The sequence below is a fragment of the Dialister sp. i34-0019-2H8 genome, from assembly GCF_042846925.1.
Taxonomy (GTDB): domain Bacteria; phylum Bacillota; class Negativicutes; order Veillonellales; family Dialisteraceae; genus Dialister.
The window spans coordinates 1,291,638-1,309,962 of sequence record NZ_BAABYQ010000001.1; the positions used below are offsets into that span (position 1 = coordinate 1,291,638).

Genomic DNA, 18,325 nt, shown 5'->3' on the forward strand with positions numbered 1-18,325 from the left:
CGTCTCCTATTTGATGGTGAGTGCTTTAGTGATTGCGTCCTGTGTGACGGAAATCAATGAGAGTGCGCCGGTTATTTTTGAACCGTTTACATAGGCCGTCTTCCCTTTAATGATTTCTCCTGCGGTCGCTGTCCCATCTTTGGTTTCTACTACGCTGCTGGAGCCGCTCACTCCTAATACGGTGACACCCGCTTTGATATTTCCGGAAATCAGCTTGGCCTGCTCGGCTGCATCGATGATGACTGTACCAGCGCCGTTGTGATAGCCCGCCGGAACGATATACTTTCCATCCTTGGTGCCAATAGATCCGGTGACTGCACCATTATTTGGCATGGAGCCGGTAACCAGGCCGACTGCATTGTGACTTGTTTTCCCGATTAGAATGTCACCGGCGACTGCTGTGTCTGATGACGTGTCGTAGAAATCTGCATTCCCTTCGCCCTTGGCTAATGGGATGGATACTTTCGGCACGTTTTCGTAGGTCGCGCCGTTGATTTTTACACTTTTACTCATGTTCTTTCTCCTTATTCGACAATCAGTGCTTCTCCGTTGTAAGAAATTTTCCCGTAGTTCTGAGGGATTTTTCTGACGATCACTTTAGAAAGGCAGCCTCTCACTCCTTCGGGCGTGATGATCTGATCCTTGGCTGAAGGAATGACTTCTCTTTCCTGGTATGACATTTCTTCTCTGGAACCAAACGAGAGAAACTCTCCTTGAATCTGAGGTTCTGCAGTGAAGATTCCTTTAAGCGCTCCCATCAGAACGTCACCTCTTCGCAGATCTTCAGAATATGCGGAGGGATAATGGTTCTTACTGTCCCGTATTGCTTCGTAAGCTGCACGTCATAGCAGTATCTTCCGTATGGAAGGGCCTTCGTGTCTTCAGGCATGAGAGACAACATCCCGTTGGTGATTTCTTTTTGAAAAAGTGCTTTGCCGTCTGTTGTCTTTTTCTTGACGGTAAAAATGACTTTGTCTCCCTCTTCGAAGTTGTACTCTGTATCATCCATGTACGTGACTTTTAAAGGGAATACGGCAGTGTCTCCCCTTGTCAGGTACAGGTTGTTCTGTATGACTTTGTACATAGCTACCTCCTAGAATGATTTGTCATCAAATTCAAGGATCATGGAAATGGCATCCTGAATTTTCTGTGAGGTTTCGTCTTTGGTGTAGTAGCGCTCAGGATCGAACCCAGCCGCTTCTTTAGCGATTTCCGAATAATGTTTTGCACTCTCTACCAATGTAAGAAGTTCCTCCTTGATATTCGTTCCGTAGGTATCAAGACTTTCCAGTAGTTTTCTGGTATAGTCCTTAAGATCCGTTTCGGATCCGTCTTCAAGTTCCATGACGAAGTCTTGCAGCTCTTTCTTCTTAACTTCGAAAATTTTCAAAGTTTCCTTGGCATTGATCTCGCTGGCTTCTGCACGATCGGCGCTCTGCGCTGCTGCATTTGCAGATTTCTTTGCCTGATCTATGTACTGCCCTATGGCATTCTGGTAGTCTTCGTTGACGAGCTTCCCGCCTCTCCAAACGATGACATTCCCCTCTTTGGGATAAGGGAAATTCGTACGGTAAGCATCCGGATCAGCCGATTCCGGGATCTGAATGGAGCGTTTCTGCTTCTCATTCAAGTCCTGGATGATCATGGTGATTTTGTCCAGTGCATCTTCGATGACATCGAACGGCCATACATTTCCTAATGAAGACTCTTGGTTAATCTTGATGCTGCGATAAATCAGAAGGCGCTCGCCATTCTGAAGGATTTGTGGCCTTTCTTCTTCTGGCTTTTCTTCCCCCGGAGGATAGCCAGGGAAATGAACCGTCCTTGATGTGTCGTCGATGAAGTAGTCTCCCTTGAGCTCTGTGGTTTCATTATCTTTGCTGACCCGCGCTACCGTAATATCTTTTTTGTCCAGGAAAGGGAACGATATGGGAAATGCGGTATTCGTCCCGTCCCCTTTGTACAGTACGCGGTTGACGCTTGTATTGATCATGTAATCCCTCCTTTCTAAATGAATCGCTGACACACTTCTACGGATGGCAACCAATCAGCCGATAATAAAATCGTTCGATCATTTTTTCTTCTCCTTGAGTGTTTTGTCCCAAAGGGATTTCCTGAACCAATCCCACATGGTGAATTCAGTATCTGTGCAGGCCATTCGCATGAAGTTCCAGAAGGCATCTGTGATGGTATCCGGGACGGGTATGGATGTCCTTGTGATGGCTTTGGTGGCTCCTCTCCCCATCTCGATCAGGTCGCCTTTCTTGGCCGCTTTGATGAAGTTTTCCATATGCTTTAGGGTGTCGAAGAAGGGAGCGTCTGGGGCTGCGGATCCGAAGGATTTCCCGGTAAAGAAATCTACTGTCCACGGGACGGCTTCTCTTGCAAGAGGGACGCCGCCAATGGGGCCGCCGGAGGCGATGACATGAAGGAATTTCTTCTTCCACTTCTCTTCGTCATCGGAGTCATCGCCGCTTTCTCTCAGTACGGTTTCTACTAAGGCTCCTAAGATCCACCAATACCACGTGGCAGCTATCAGCGGTTTTATGTCTTTCTTGTCGTAGAAGGTGTACCCTGCGCGGATAAACTGGTTCGTGACAAGGTTCGTGTAGCTATAGAAGGTGGTCATCTGTGCAAGAATTCCGTTCTTCCTAATAAAGCTGGTCTGGTCTTTGGTCTCATTGGATCCGAAAGTCTCTCTCACGGCTTTGTCGGCAAGTCTCACGGCTTCTGCGTCCATCTCGTCTCTATTGAGCTTGCCTTCGATTTCCATAGCGGCCATGGCTCTCTTGTAAGTGAATAACCATTCTGGCAAGGAAAACATTTCATCTGTCGCCTGGATCAGCCAGTAGGCCTTGGAGTTTAAGGTATCGACCCCATACTTCCCGTGCTCGATCTTGGAGCGGAACTCGGACTCGTTCTTCCCTACCGGCAATCTGTCCTGCATGTACATATCCCTATCGATGGTGGCCTGACGGTCTCTCATCATGGTGGACTTGCTTTGAATAAATCGCCGCTGCTCTACGATGTTTCCATGGAAATAGAAATCTCCGACGGCCTTTAGGGCATTGGCTGCTCCCATCCGTTCCATCATGCCGGTGATGTTCCCGATATTCAGTAAAGCCGTGGAGAATCTGAAGCCCATGGTAGCGAAGTTGAAACGCCGCCGGGCTCTTCCCAAAGCGGAGTCCCATTCGCTCATATCCTTGATCGATGAGTGCCAGCAGTCCTTGGCCCATCCCTGCAGCAGAGAAAGGGTTTCCGGGCCTGCGGTGTTTTCGATCGCGGTGACGACTTCTTTCCTGTTGAGGAGTTTGTAGACGTCTACGGTGGCTTCTCGCATGGCGATGTGCTGCATGGCTTCATTGACAGCCTCTACATATACGTCGAGGTCGAGGCGGAGCTTCTGCCCGCCGGAAGCTCCCGCACGTTGCTTGGTGCTCCCCATACCTAAGGAGAAGGAGGAAATGTTCTGCATGTCTATCTTTGCGATGTCAGTCGTGGTGAAGTTGCTGGTCTTCGTGCTGCTTAATGGATCGTACTTGATTCTATAGTACGCGCCATGGATGACACGTCCCGACTTCAGCGTGAAATCTTCGCCCTGAACTTTCCCTAGGGGCGTGCCGTAGAGATCATTCTGGACTTTGTTTCTCTCGCCCCAGTAAGAATTAAGGTGCTCCCATACGCTTTCTACGAAGTCCCAGTCCTTATCAGTGAGGTTCTTATCGAGCATATCAAGGACGGTTTTCTCATCGGTGTTCAAGGTATCGCTCAACCATAATGTCTCTATGAGCCGTTCCCTGTTGGACTTGGTGCCAAAGTTTAAAGCCATGGCGAGGAGCTGCTCCTTGGTGTAGGAAACGGGTTTACCGCGCTCGTCGAGACCTACAGTGTATAGCTTCTTGCTTCGGATCGTTGTCCATTCTTTTCTGGAGTAGATCGCGAAATTCTTTCTGAAGGTGACTCTGGCTTCGCTCTTCAACTCTCTCAAGTGGGCGGCCGCCTTGTCTATGGGTTTATAGAAATACTCGGCAGCAGACTTTCCCAGTCGTTCGATCAGAATTTCAGGAAGTGTGATGTCCTTGATGAGGCTGTGGATTTTTGTCCCCAGCCTGTCCAGGCTAGTGGCTGTCTGGTTCTTGAGCCCCGGAGTGGCCACGCGGTGCGTCCAGTTGTCTAAAATCTCATCGTGGATCTTTTGTGCCGCGTCATCGAAAGAGGTGCCTAATGTATTCCCTTCGTATTCTCTTCGGCCCAATTTGTAGACAGCCTTCATGACTTTAGCCATTTCTCGGAACTGATCCATGGTGAGGTCTTTCAGCTTCATAGGACTTGAACCGTCGAAGGCGCTTCTCATCCATCCCGGGATGATGTCTTCAGCGAAGTAGCTTTCATTGTCCATGGCCTGCATCGGATTCATCTCGATGGCCAGCCAGCGCCAGTTGAATGGTCTCTCCTGCCCGCTCTCGTCAATAGGCAAGATGCCGTCTTTCTTCGTGAGGCCTAAGACGTATGCCATGTGCTGCACGAAGTAACGGGCATCGTCTTTCATCAGGACTGGTTTATCCGTCCTTGAGATGCGGTTCAGAATACCCAAGATCCCATAGCGTTCCATGCCGTTTTCGTTGAGGAGGGAGGTGGTGACTTTCCCGCCTCCGCCATGAAGGGTGCGACGGATTTCTTCTTCGTTTGCCCTAGCGAACTTGGCCATGGTGAGGCACTGCGCCTGCTCACGTTTCCAATAAGCAGCGCCTTCCCAGTCATTGCCTGCGGCCGCTTTCATGGCGCGGGCTTCTGCAATCTGCGCCTTATTCTCCCACCATCGCCAGCTGGTGGCGTGAGAGAGTTTCTCGCCGCCTAATGTATTTCTGGCATCCTCTTTGATTTCCTTCATGTTGAAGCGCATAGCATCCCTAGATTCTTTGAGCCCGTCTACCATAGTCTGGAGTTGCACCGCAAGATCAGCAGCGGTGAGTTCTGCGTCTTTTGTGGTGCTGTCGGCCTTTGCTCTTTGGGCGCGTTCCTTCTCAAGCTCGGCCTCAAGGGCTCGCATGTTTCCTTCCAGAATGGTCTGTGATTCCTTTCTTGACTGGTTCTCGCCCTTGGCTGCTGCAGCTTCTGCTTTCGCTTTTTCAAGCTGCTCTTTTAGCAGCTTCTTCTGTTTCTCCAGCTTTGCGATCTTATCTTCCGACTTGGCAATCACATCTGTCTGCTTGTCGACCTCTGTTGTTTCTTTTTCGGAAACAAGTCCCAATCGCTTGCGAATTTCTCTCGCGGTCTTTTTCTTGTCTTTGGACCGTTTGAGTTCCATCTGCATAGAATTGACGAGATGGATGTAAGCAGAAACTTTCTTTTCAAGCAGCATGGCTTCGATGCGAGACTTCTTGGCCATGCCTTCCGGGGATCGAAGAATTTCTTCGGCCATGCCCTTGATGGCTTCCGGGTTTAATGCTTCTTCCCGATAGTGCTGCACCATCTCTTCGATGTGCTTGGTCCACCGTTCTTCCGTAGTTCCGCCAGCAGCTCTCAGCTTCTCTTTCAGATCTTTTTCTGTGAACCCGGCCATTTGGAGAAATTCGTCACGGTCTTTCTTTGTAGGGAATGTGTCGGAGTTGTAAATGGTCTCGATCTGATAGATCTCATTCTCTTCTCCCAGAGACTCGATGAAGCTGGTTCTCTCTTCTTCAGAAGAAATGGAGGCTTTGAAGTTTTCGATGGCTTCTTCTCTCACCATATGAAGGTAGTAACTCATGGCTTTCTCCAGAGCTTTGTCCTTGACGCTCTCAGCCCATGCCTTGAGGTTGCCCAGTTCGGACTGGTTCACGTTGACGGTCTTGTCGATGGCTTCGAGCTTTCGCTGCGCTGCCCATGCGTTGATCTCGTCTTCTGTGGAAATCATGCGATCGAAGATGTCTTTGATTTCAGGTGTAAGCTCTACGTTTCCTAAATTCTTTGTTGTCTTGTAGATGTCGGTCAGCCATTTCTTGAACCGCCGGAAGACGCCCCTCATTTCTTTGGTGGGGGCGCTCCCTTCCATGAGGTATTTCTCAAATCCCCTGGCAAAGCGTTCCTGCATCCAGCGTTCCATGGCGCCGGCCTTCCCCGCTCTGATGTCTTCGGCATACTTGGTGAATTCCTTCTCTAAAATAGTCCCCTTGTACTCAGAGAGGTGATCTTCGGAAAAGGCGGCCCATGAACGAATGGTAGAGAGATCGCCCTGCATGCTCTTCAATGCAGCGCGTGCTTTCGCCGTATCCCCGTTGAAGTAGGTGGCGACATTCTCTTCGCTCATCTGACTCATGTTCTCAAGCATAGAAAGGAACATATGAGCGCCTTCATGGATGACTGTAGATTCATTCGCACCGTCGAAAAGCTCAATGACGTTGGCGTTTCTGTCGTAGGAGCCCTGGTATTTGTTTTGGAAATATACGTTCAGCAGCTGCCCTAATTCTTTCGTTTTGGCATCTCGATCGCCTTCGACGTCTGGATCGTATTCCGCAACTTCGATTCCCTGCGCTTTTAGAAAATCCACGGTTCCTTTCGGTGTGTCCTTCGGTATAACGGCCCCGGAGAATTCGTCGAACGTCACCTTCCTAGCTGGCTTGGCTTCGAAGTAGTCCGTCGTTACCTTGTCCGCTTCTCTCAGAAAATCTTCGATGTGCTGAAGGAATTTCTTATCTTCCGGAAATCCGTGCAGTTCTTTCTTCCCATCTCTCGTGTCCTTCATGAGCTCAGCCAGATCCATGTCTAAATCCATGCCGTAACTGCCGCGGAGCTCAGCTGCTTCGTCTATCAGGCGATTGTACATGTCTTCCGCCTTCTTGTACCTGGCGAGTTCTTTCTTGTTCGGCGCAAGGAGTGATTCATGGTTTTTGATATCCCTAATTGACGTGAACTTTTTGGAAAGGAAAGCAAGCAAGCTGTTGAAACCGTAGTTAATACCGCCTGGTCCTTCGTTGTTTGTGCCGCGGTATTTTTTCATCAGCTTGACAATATTGTCAATGTTGAACGCGTATTTCTTCCCGTTGTCCCAAAGATACCTGTCTTTATAGAGGCTATCGAATTCGGAACGGACGAACGCCGTGAATCTCTCTATGCCTGCCTCTTCGATGGTCTTACGTAAATCCTTTACGAAATCTTGTCTGTCCACCTCTTTGTAGGGTTTCTTTTTCTTATCTTCCTCGTATGCAGAAAGCCGTAAAAGGAGCTCTTTTACTCCCTCCTCATTGATATTTCCGTTCGTCGTCCACTTAGCCAATACTCGCTTAGAGCGTCCCACTAGTCCCTTTCCCATGGCGATATCTTGTCTCATTTCGTCAAAGTACGGTCGAGCCGCTTGGTCTACTTCCGAAAAATCACCTTTCTTTACCTTAGAAGATTTAAGCGCATGAATAAGTTCTGGATACTCCTTGAAAATCCTTTCACCTCTTACTGGAGGCGTGACTGTCCGCTCTTTTATCGGGATGTCTTTCTTTAAAACGTTCTTAACGTAGTAGTATTTAATTGCAATATTATTTTCCATTGCCGCAAGAGACTCTTCCCCATGGTAGAAGGAAAAGTTAATTTCGCCTACGTCAATACTATTCTTTTTGAGGAACTTTCTTGTCTCTTCGTACTTCTTGTGAAAAGTATCGATATCTATCTTCGCCGGTTCTTCATAACTCACCACCGGTTTTCTCACGGTATAGGCATCTCTGGAAAAGACTTCGTTCGCCCTAGACTTCCGTGGGTCTACCATGCCCTTATCCCCGATCAGCGTGATCTCCCCAAAGTCCCCGAATGAGATATCCCTCTTCGTGATGGCGAGGGACGGCATCGGGAGCCCGCCCAGCTTGATGGCTTCTCTCAATTTGCCAGTAGAAACATTGTGATAGACGACGAGGTCTTTGTCTGCAGCTGTCTGGTAGTAGGTGGGATTTTCGCTTTTCAGCTTGACAAGGTCTTCTTCATTTGCTACATTAGGAGCAGATAAAAGGTTATCGACTTTTTCTTCGGGTATGGGCCAATTAGGGCTTCTCTGGAGAATTTCGTTGATAGCCTTTTTTCTATTGGCATAGAGCAAGTTTCCATTTTCTAATTGTCTGCCAAACCATTCATAGGATGGCGTTCTCGTCCTCTTCCCCGTTTTCCCGTATACGCTTGCTATCCGATTTACGATATACCGTCTTTCTGTATTCGTTGCCTTGAGTTCAAAAGGAACGACGATGGTCGCCCCGTTGTTATCTTTGAGGTCTACCACCACCACTCGGCGTTCCTCTCCGTTCGGTCCTGTATATGACTTAAAGATCATGATTGGATTTGTAAGCGCCCTCGGCAGCTGCTTCATGATCTCCGGTGTCATGTCTCCTGCATGCTTTCCGTTCAGGATTTTCTCAAGATCTGTCTTGGCGATTTCCACAGGAAGGACTTCAGCTCCGGTTAGTTTCAGCACGAGAGGCGTTGTCATCACGCGAACCATGGGCGACTTTTCTTTACCGGCAATGAAACGATCTACGCTATCTGCGAAGGATTTCTCATCTGCGTCCAGCTGTCGCTCGGCCATGCCCTTCTTTGTCAACTTGCCCGATAGAACGTCATGGGCATATTCTTCAGCCATTTGGTGATAGGTGCTGCTCTCTTCGAAGTCGTTTACAACACTCGGCAGGACTTCTCCATTTCCCCCGATTTTATCGGTAGTTTCTTTGACTTTTACCAGCCATTCCTGTATACTATGAGTAAAGAGAACTCCCTCAGACTGTACCCCGTTTTTGGAATCGGGACCCCCAGTCTGGGCGGGGTTCTTTTTTATTTCCGTAATGTCTCCATCATAGAAATACTTTCTCCCATTGGCCTCTTCTCTTACTACGATTCTTGCAAAGCATTCTTTTCCATCGAGCTTAATTTTCATCCCATAGTATCTGTATGAAACAGTGCTCTGATTTAGCTTTTTGACTCTGTCTGGATCTTTTGCATCTTCATACAGGAATACAGACTTGGCGATTAGCTCTTTTAGATTCGGTATGAGCTGCAGTGTGCTATTTTGAGCTGAATGCCTCACTAATTCTTTGGCAGCGCTGACCGGCATTCTAATGTATTCCCCATCTCTGTTTCTAATAACAGCAGGCTCGTCCCGCTTGCCGCCTGCTCTTGAGACAGGGAATAGGGCTCTATACAATTCTTTTGCGGCTTTTCCGATTTCTTTGGCAGATGCCCCTCTGAATGTTGTTCTATTGCACTCTACAGGTTTGCTATGTATTAGTCTGTTGTATTTCTCTACCGTTCCCCAATTCCCAAACCATTTCTTGAAAGTTTCGCTATGGGCAATCAGCCACTGGTGCTCGGTCAGCTTTGTCGGTGTACCATCTGGGGCTTTCATCCATTCATCAGTATTCCAGTATTTCTCTTTCACAAGCTGCAGTTCGTTCTCGATGGCGGACTGGTTCAGCTGATGCGCGGTCTCCGGACTGACTTCACCAGCGGCAATCATGGCCAATTTCAATGGCACGCCGTAGTTCTTATGGAAGTTCTCTGCGAGCTTTGCCAGGATTAAAGCGGAGTCTCTCGCGGCTTTGGTGACAGCGCCGTTTCCCGCTGCCTTGATTTCTTCAAGAAGCGGCTTGTAGGCTTCTTCATAGGTCTCGGGATCCAGCAGTGTCTGGGCGATGAGATCTTCTTTGTTTAAGGATTTCAGCGTCTCACTCACTCTCTCGATGGACTCGACTCTCTTCTTGGCTTCTTCGATCTCTGCAATGGCAGCTTTCGATTCGTCATCACCTTTATCATTCTCGGCAATGATTTTCTCTTGGGCGATATCATAGAGTTCACGCTGGTTTGGTGCTCTTCCGTATGCCCCGTAAAAATCCTGATACCAATCTGGGTTCTTGGAAACTCTGAGATGTACCCGATCTTTCCCTTCCCCGACGTCGAACATATCGACGCCTTTTTCATTGGATGTGTTGGCGTCCTGTGTCTTTCTCCGTTCCATGTAGTCCTGGAGTTCTTTGACGCCGGTCAGCTTTCCCCATGCGTCTTTGGCTTCCTGGAGGATGGTCTTGCATGTGTCTTCGATATGATCTAAGCCGCCGGAAAGAATTTCTCTTGCGGTGTCCCTATCTTCTCTTCCAATATCGGTATCATCGGAGAAGTGGTCGTTCAAGATTTTTTCTGCAGCGGCCGCTTCTCTTTTTTCGCGTGTCATGGTGACAATGTCGATCATGTCTTTCATGCGCTGGCGTTCTTCCCGGATGGCATGGATCGTTTTTTCTCCTTTGTCCATGGTGGTGTAGTCGGAAAGGGCTTCATGGGTTTCGGGGGCGGCGGTCTGCATGTATTTCCCGGTTTCTACCTCTAAGGGCTTGCCTGTCTTGATGGCGTCATCTAATTCTTTAGCGGTGATCGTGCCATCTTCTACGAGCTTGTTCAAGGCATCGTGGGTCTTTTCGTTTTCGGCCGCTGCCTGTGCGTCAATGTAAAGCGTGCCGGATCCGGTATGATCGAGCTGGCTCTGCAGTGTCTTTCGGTAGGTTTCGGGCGCTTTTTTATAAAGGGAAGATTCGGAACGAAGATCCAGCAGCTTCTGCAGCATGGATTTTTCCTTCTCGCGCTTGAATTCCACGACTGCTTCTTTCATTTCTGACAGGCCGCTAATTCTCTTCATGGCTCTATGAGCCCCTGCACCTGCCAAGGCAGCCCCGCCGATGGACATGCCGACGACGGAAGGGACGGCTTCTATCATGGCTTCTACGGCATTCCCCATCATTTCTCTTACGGGGACTTTTTCTTTTCCGAAGAAACGTGTGTCGAGATCGGAAGAGAGGGACTGCAGCCCTTCTTCTGCAATCTCAGGCGCCGCTACTTTAGCGAACTGTTTCGCCCCATATCCAATGGCTTTGGCTCCTACGGCAGCTCTCCCTGCTCCGATCAGTTTCTTCATAGCGGCTTCGTTCTTGATCACGGCTTTGGCTGCGTCGTTCCCCCAGACTCTGGTGATGCCCTTGAGGGCGAGCTCCCATGCGCCGGTTTCAATGGCTGCATTGATCACGCCGACTCTCTTGGCGTGACCGATGGCCTGCTCTCGGGTATAAACAGATTTTCCGTTTTTATCCTTTTTGGTGCGCCAATCCCAATACGCCTGTCCGGCTTCTGCCCGGTAGGTGCCCACGAATACGGAGGCTGTTCCTAAGGTAAGAAGGCCTGCCAGTGCGGCCGCTCCTGTGACGGCGGCTCCTGCCACAGCGCCTGTCGCTCCCACGGCAGTAGCCGCGGATGCAGCGCCTAAGGTGGCAACCTGCGGCAGGTTCGTTTTTGTGGCAGCAAAGATGGGCTGCGCCACTGGGGCGATCGGCGCGAGGATTTCTGCTGCGCCGCGCATGATCATATTCTTCTGCATGGAAAGCTGGGAAATGGTTTCCCCTACAATCTTGGCCACGTAGGAGTCCCCGATTTCTGCGTTATATGCTTTCTGCGCATTCATGAGTCCAGGGATGGCTTTCTCTACTTCTTCATCAGAGATTTCCCCGATGGAAGCTTTGTACATGAGTTCGCTCTGTGCGTCGAGTGCCTGCCCGGCTTCGTAGGCGGTGCTCGCAAAATGGGTACCGGTGTCATAGAGATAGCCGATGACATTTGAAATGTCGTTCAGCTTGCTTTCCGGCATGGCATAAACCGCCACGCCTTGCGCCGCTGCTTCTCGGTTCTTTAGGATGTTGGTATAGTCCTTCAGGGCGATGGTGGTGGCCACGGGGTCTTCCGTGTCGAGTTCCGGGTACAGTTCATTCAGGGTTTTGGCAGAAAACGGCTGGTTGTTCAGCGCGGCCGCGTTCCTCTGTCTCTCATAGGTGGTAACAGCTGCCTTGTACATGTCCGGATCGGAGGCGATCAGTTGCGGGGCGATGCCTAGCACGCTTCCTAATTTCTCAGACTGTTCGAGGCGGTTATCATCCGGTGCGCTGTTTCCGAAAAGGTTCTTGTATACGTCGGTGGATCTGACGAGATCTTTGGCAGATTCCCACTGGGCTTCTACGGTGTCAGTGAAGCCGCCTAAGGGCAGGATCTCTCCATCCTTGACGGATTCCATATTATCCTTCTTGGCCTGCTGCTCTTCAGTCAGCTGAATGCCGCCAAACTCCGGTGTCGGTCTCACCTGGATAGGTGTGTAGTCCTTGGGCTTGATCCCACGCAGCACGCTTCCTAAAATTTCTTCGTCCATTGTGATTCCTCTCAAATATCGAATACGCTTAATTCTCCATTGGAAATCTGTCTCATCTGTTCGTCAGATACCCACTTGGTCTCGCTCTTTCCGTTCCCGTAGTCCACGTCAATGTAGAAACCATTCGGATTTCCATCTTCGTCTACGGCCTGCGACGTTTCCCTGATGTGATCGTTGTAGGCCTGTGCTTTGCTCATGGTTGGAGCTTCGTAGTCGTCCCCGAAAAGGTTTACACCGAAAATGTTAATCCCGCCGATTTTCGTTTTACCAGTGCTGTCGAGGCCTTCTTTCCCGATCACATCGTAGTAGATGGTGCGGAGTTCGTCATTGTCAGGATCTCTCCCCTGCTCGTTTTTGAAATCCATGATTTCTCTCTTAATGAGCATTTTCGCTGTCGAGGTGACGGCGGAGGTATTGGTGTAGCACATGGCCGCAATGGTGGCATCATCGTCCGGGATCTTGACGGCAAAGGTCCCCACGCCGTTTCCGCAGTCGATGACATCTTTCCGAATCTTGGCGTCCTGTTCTGCTGTGAGGTAGACGCCTTCTTCCTGCAGGTCTTTGATGGTGTTGTCTAGGTCTTCGATGGAATTGATCTTCGTCCCGATAAATCCTTCTAAGGCGTTGAACCCTTTCTCCTTCAGGCAGCCGCTGGTATCAAGTCCTCTGCCTACATTGGCAGCTCTGTTCTGTGATTTTTCATAGGTCCTCTTCTGATTCATCAGACGGCCTAAGAGTGTAATCCCCGCCGAAGAGTCTTTCAGCAAGGGATCGTTGTTCACAATATCCGCGGCGTACTCATACGCCTGGCCGGGTGTGGAGCCGTTCTGCTCCATTTCCAGTATGCCTTTGGTGATGTTCCGCACCTGACTCTGGATGTAGGCCACCTGGTTGGAACGGATCTCAGCGTACTGCTGCTTTAAGGCGGCGTCGCTCTTGTCCTGCAGCTCGGCGCGTTCTTCATTTGACATGTCGTCAGGGGCTTCTCCTCTGGCTTCTGCCACGGATCCATAGCCGATCGGTTTCCCGAACCATTCATTCCACTCGCCCATGCTCCCGATGTGAATACCGCCGGAGGAGTTTCTGGCCATGTACTGGCCGTTTCCTAAATAAATGCCGACGTGCTTTTCCCCGTCAATGAAGTCCCCGGGCTGTGGTTCATAGCCGTCGCCCGCTTCATGGTAGGCTTTCCCGAAGTCGGCGCCGTGTGTGATCGTCCCGTCCGGGAAAAGGCCTGTTTTGGCGTAGACGTCGGCGGTCCAGGAATCGCACTGGATCGTGGGATCTTTGGTGACGCTGCCCATCCACTGATCGCCTTCGGTGTAGTTGTTTCTGGCAAATTCCGCGATCTGATTTCCCGTGACGCTGCCTTTCCCTTGAGGGACCGGCGTCGGGTGGTCTTTCCTCCATGCATCCCGGAACTGTTTCCATGTCATGGTAGTGAGGTTCAGTCCGTTTCCTTTGACGTAGTCTTCGGCGCTGCTTTTAATTTCTCGCGTCATTTTCTTCTGAAGGAACTGGTCTTTGTAAGCCTTGAGTGTCGGTTCGTCTATTCCCTGTGATTTCATGTAGGCGATGGCATTGAGGCCCGCGCTGTAGTCACCAGTGGTGAGATAGGACTGCATGATCTCTTTGGCTTTATCGTCCTTCAGCGCTTTCATTTTGACGTCAATAGCTGCGCTATCCATGCTGAGGCCTGCCAGAATGGCAGTGGTATTCTTCTCCCAGCTTCCGAAGTTCGTGATGAGGGAGTCGGGGTCTTTGACAGACTGGTTCACCATGTTGCTGGTCATCAAGGAAATCTGATTTCCTGCGTAGTCTTCCATCTGCTTTCGCTGGTACTTGTCGATCATGCGAAGGTTAGAGGTTTGCGACTGGGCTCTCTGCTCCCCAAAGGCTCTGACTGCATAGTCGGAGGAGAGGCCGTGGTCTTGTAATACCTGCTGATAAATCTTCTGTTCCTGGTCGGTGTAGTCTTTCTGCAGGTTCTCGGCAGCCTTGCCCTGATGGGTATTGAAAAGGCCGGTGTTCTCATCGTCCATAAGGGAATTGATGCGCTGCTCGTAGTCGTTCTTGGCGTCAAAGATTTTATCATTCTGGTCTTTCAGCCATACCTTTCCCAGCATGTCCGATACGGCACCTGCAGCCTTCCCTAAGGTGGTAAGTCCTGCGGTATTCCCTCCTGCGCTTTCTAGTGTCGTGGTCGGGATGATCTTCCCTTGCATGATGTTCTTATTGATATCCCCTGAAAATTGAGAGAGTTTCATGCTTTACCTCCCGATCTTGAAGCCACCGCCTAGCCATGAGTAGGGACTCTTGGTCAAGGAAAGTTTCTGCGGCTTGTACTGATTCATGGCATATACCTGATCTGTCATGGTCTCCGGCATTCCGCTCATAGCCGCCTGGTGGTGAAGTCCGCCGGAGGCTGACTGTTTAGCTGCCGTCGCATTCCCGTAGGTCTTGGCTGCGCCGTAGATGGAAGCAGCCGTGGAAAGAAGTGTGCCAAACATGGCCTGCTTCCCCTGCTGCCTTGCATTGTAGGCAGCAGCTCTTGCGCTGTTTGCCTGATTGATATAGTTCACTTGATTGATGTAGGCGCTCTTGGTGTCATTTCTCTGATTGCCTAAAAGATTCATGGATGAATTTCTCCATTTGTCGATAGCTGATGCGTCCATGTCCTGCACGGATCCGGAGCTTGTGAGGCCGCTTGCTCCTGCTTCTGCCGCATGCTGGCCAATGACTAATCGTCTTCTGGCGTCAAGCTGCTGCTGCTTCTGCAGGTACTGGTCAGAAATCTGCTCTCTCTGTTTGTCTGCGATTCTCGCGTTCTGCTCTGCGGCTTCTGCCTGAGAATTGTAATAAGCAGACTGTGCTTTGGCCTGCTGATGGGCAGAGGCCATGGATGTGATGCCCTGCGCGGCGGTTAAGCCGATCAGGGCGGCGGATACGCTGCACATAGTTACTCCTTTAATGTGAAGCGGACGAAGGTTTTCCCGCCCGTTTCTACTTCTTCCCCAAAGGCGGCTCCCATCTTTTTAATGACACGGAGGGCTTTGGTGTTGTCTTTGGAAATGTAATTGGTAAGGACTTTGTATTTCTTCAAGCTGTCCTTGATGTAGTCTTGCATGCAGGCGACCAGGGCTTTCTTGTGGCGCTCGCACATAGTAGTTCCGAGCATCCAGATGGAGCATCCCTCCGGGCATAGGCCGATTCCGAAGGCAGCGAGCGGCATGTTCTCATGAATGGCATAGTAGGCTTCTATGGAAGTTGTCATGCTTTCATAGAGGCCGCCATAAGGCATGCGCCCCTGGGCTTCTAATTCTTCTCTGTCTTCTTTTCGCATGTTTCCCGCGAGGATCTGGGATAAAAGGTCGGCCATGGCAAGGCTGTCGATGGTGCGGATGTCCACGCCGTAGTAGCTGTTATTCACTGACGATCACTCCTCTGATCAATGCTGCCAGATAGAAAGGGTAGGGATCGGAAGAGGTGATGATGACTCGCCCGTTCTTCTCTACGCCCTGGTTGGGTATGGTGATTTCTTTATCTCCTGTGTAGAGGCGGATCTTCTGATCGGAGAGCTCCTCGTACTTGATGGTGTCATTTCTTCCTACGCCGTTTCCGATACTGCCGCCTAAGGTGTGCAGCAGTCTTAGGGAAACGGTGCGGACGTTTTTATATCTTCCCTGCATGGTGCCGTTCTGTGCCTGGATTTCTACGTTAGGCAGTTCGATGGTCATCCGGTAGGGGTAGCCGATGATCATGTAGGAAACTTTTGTGGGAAGTGTCACTGTTCCTTCTTTGATTTCTACGTCTTCGAAGAATTTCCCGTCTGCCAATACGGAAACTGTCCCGGTGATCCAGTCTACTGACGCTGCATCGTCAGGCTCATCAAAGGTGAGGACTTTAGAGCAGTCGGTCATGATGTAGTCTTTCGGATCTTGGGAGTCTTTGTCTGTTTCCATCTTCTCGATATAGGTTTTACCGTTTCTTTCGACGGCGGTGTAGACTTCGTCGGTCTCTTCGGCTGCCACGGTGCAGACGGAAAGATACTTCCCTTTTGTGATGATATGGGACCATGCATAGACTTTCTGCTCATTGATGTAGGCGAGGCAGATGATTTCCCCGTCGGAACGGACGAAATACAGTCTGGAGTCGGGATCCTGCATGTAGGCAGCGTCTACGATGGTCTTTCCTCTCAAAAGGTGCTTGGCCAAAAGGGTAAGGTCCATGCCGTCGTAGGAATCGGTCTCGAAAGAGTAGGCCATGTCTCGCACGGTCTGGGACCGTTTCTGCACGTAGATCAGACGGCTTCCGATGGAGATAGGTTCGACTTCCGTGCATCCGCGGAAGGTCTGTGCCTTGTTGGTGCATTTGGACGGTGTGACGGTGCTGCCGCCGGAAACGATCCATTCATTGGAGTCGGTCAAGACGAAGAGGTCGCTTGCCGGGCAGATGTGCTTGATCTCCGCCTGCTGACGGGAAATAAAGGAAAGGCAGATGGCACTGTCGTCTGTCACGGTGCCGGAGGCTTTTTCGACGGAGAAATTGTTGTAGTCTCCCGTCTTGCTCATCCATAGGACGTATGGCTGCGTCTTCGTCCCGGCAAAAATCAATCTATCTTGGAAGAATCCCACGGTCCTTGGATAGCCGTATTTTTCATTCCATGCGCCGAAGGAGTAGCTGTCGACTTTCCCCGCCTGACCAATGACTTTTTTCACAAGGCATGTGGCGCTGGTTGCTGAATTCACAGTTTCGATCTGAATGATACCGGACTTGGTGTAGGCGGTCGATGTGAGATCGGCTTTACCGGCAGTGGTGACAAGTCTCATTCTGACATTGTCTGCTTCATCGACGGTGCCGGATTCGCTGACGTTGTTGTCGTCATTTGATTTGTAGGTTCTGAAGTCTTTCCATTCGCCGCCATTCGTGGATTTCTGGATGACCACCTGCCCCGTCCATGTGCCATGGGTGATGATCTTCCATCCGTTTCCTACCGGTATGGGATCTGTGGTCATGGCCCCGCTGGCGGTGACGGACTTGGAAGCGATGTCTTGAGAAATCTTTATCCACATGCCTTTCATATCAGAGGAAAAGAATGATTTGTCGGACGAAAGAGTGACTTCTCCAGATATTCCGGAGACAGTCAGGGTGGGCTCATCCATGGATTTGACGGCCACCCATCCTGGATTCCCTTTGTTATGACTTCCCTGCCCGCCATTGCCGTAGGAGATGCCTGCTTCACCCGCATGCCCCGTATATACGGTGTAGTGTTTGTGCGGTCTTCCTGTTACCCTAGCTTGGCCGGTGAATGTACCCAGTTGTCCCCCGCCGCCCCCCTGCGCGGTGAGTCCGAAGGCTGTGGAATTTCCGCCGGAATTTCCCGGGGATCCTTTTCCTCCCCCGTCCCCTACGGTGATGGTGTAAGTGGTATTTTCTTTGAGGTAGACAGTCTGTGATACAGCAGCACCATTCCCGCCGATACCGCCGGCAGCTGCTACCATACTTCCGTCCTCTTTGTGTCTGCTGTCTCTGTAGTGGCTCACGGTATTGGCTCCGCCGCCACCGCCGCCCGCTACGGTCACAGCATAGTTCCCTGTCTTGTGGCATTCCCATGCGTATGTTCCGGCTTTATTCCATATCTGGTCTACCACGTTGTTACTAACGGTTAAGGACTCATCGAAGTACTGACTATTCATCACCATTTCTTCGAAGCGCCAGTCGATGTCAGAATAGTGTTTGAGCTGCATGACGGGATGGGTGCCGGAGGCGATGTACATGATGTCGGCGCTCTGACAGGTGCGGAGCTTAGGAAGTTCGGATTCCTGGTAAGGGGTCACGATTTCCTGATTGGTAAATTTTCCGTCCTTCCAGATGCGGATATACCCTTCTCCTACTTCTAGGAGAAAGGCATGGTTCACAGTAGACTTGAATTCAATCAGACGAACTTTATTCTTCTTGGCCATGCCGCAATAGATCGATCCGGGCCTTTTGTATACAGCGCCATAAGGTCTGATATAGCAGTTCTCAGCCTGCATCAAAGCGGCCTGGTATTTCTCCATATCTATGCGGCTGGCAACTTCAGGGGAAACTTCGCCGGTTGCAAAGGATGACTGCATGAGATAGATGGTTTCTTTCATC

The 18,325-nt window shown here is 50.4% G+C and carries 9 protein-coding genes; all 9 read right to left on the reverse strand.

What is annotated here, in order from left to right:
• Positions 1-6: 6 nt before the first annotated feature.
• Entirely contained in the window at positions 7-513 is a 507-nt protein-coding gene (locus tag ACGG9R_RS05505; protein ID WP_390152448.1) for a hypothetical protein, read from the reverse strand.
• Positions 514-524: 11 nt separating this feature from the next.
• Complete coding sequence (locus tag ACGG9R_RS05510) at positions 525-758, reverse strand: hypothetical protein (RefSeq protein WP_390152451.1); 234 nt, start codon at positions 756-758, stop codon at positions 525-527.
• A complete protein-coding gene (locus tag ACGG9R_RS05515) occupies positions 758-1,084 on the reverse strand; it encodes a hypothetical protein (protein ID WP_390152454.1) in 327 nt (108 codons plus the stop codon). The genes ACGG9R_RS05510 and ACGG9R_RS05515 overlap by 1 nt, the downstream gene beginning before the upstream one ends.
• 9 nt (positions 1,085-1,093) lie before the next feature.
• Positions 1,094-1,993, reverse strand: coding sequence for a hypothetical protein (locus ACGG9R_RS05520; protein WP_390152457.1), 900 nt, complete (start codon positions 1,991-1,993; stop codon positions 1,094-1,096).
• Between the two features lie 78 nt (positions 1,994-2,071).
• Complete coding sequence (locus ACGG9R_RS05525) at positions 2,072-12,187, reverse strand: hypothetical protein (protein ID WP_390152460.1); 10,116 nt, start codon at positions 12,185-12,187, stop codon at positions 2,072-2,074.
• 11 nt (positions 12,188-12,198) lie between these two features.
• Entirely contained in the window at positions 12,199-14,454 is a 2,256-nt protein-coding gene (locus ACGG9R_RS05530; RefSeq protein ID WP_390152463.1) for a hypothetical protein, read from the reverse strand.
• 3 nt (positions 14,455-14,457) lie between these two features.
• Positions 14,458-15,144 (reverse strand): hypothetical protein, encoded by a 687-nt coding sequence (locus ACGG9R_RS05535; protein WP_390152466.1) that lies wholly within the window; start codon positions 15,142-15,144, stop codon positions 14,458-14,460.
• 2 nt (positions 15,145-15,146) lie between these two features.
• Positions 15,147-15,617, reverse strand: a complete 471-nt coding sequence (locus ACGG9R_RS05540) for a phage protein Gp13 family protein (RefSeq protein ID WP_390152469.1) — start codon at positions 15,615-15,617, stop codon at positions 15,147-15,149.
• The gene (locus ACGG9R_RS05545) at positions 15,610-18,324 is read right to left on the reverse strand and encodes a hypothetical protein (protein WP_390152472.1); all 2,715 of its coding nucleotides are present in this window, start codon (positions 18,322-18,324) and stop codon (positions 15,610-15,612) included. The genes ACGG9R_RS05540 and ACGG9R_RS05545 overlap by 8 nt, the downstream gene beginning before the upstream one ends.
• Between the last annotated feature and the right edge of the window lies 1 nt (position 18,325).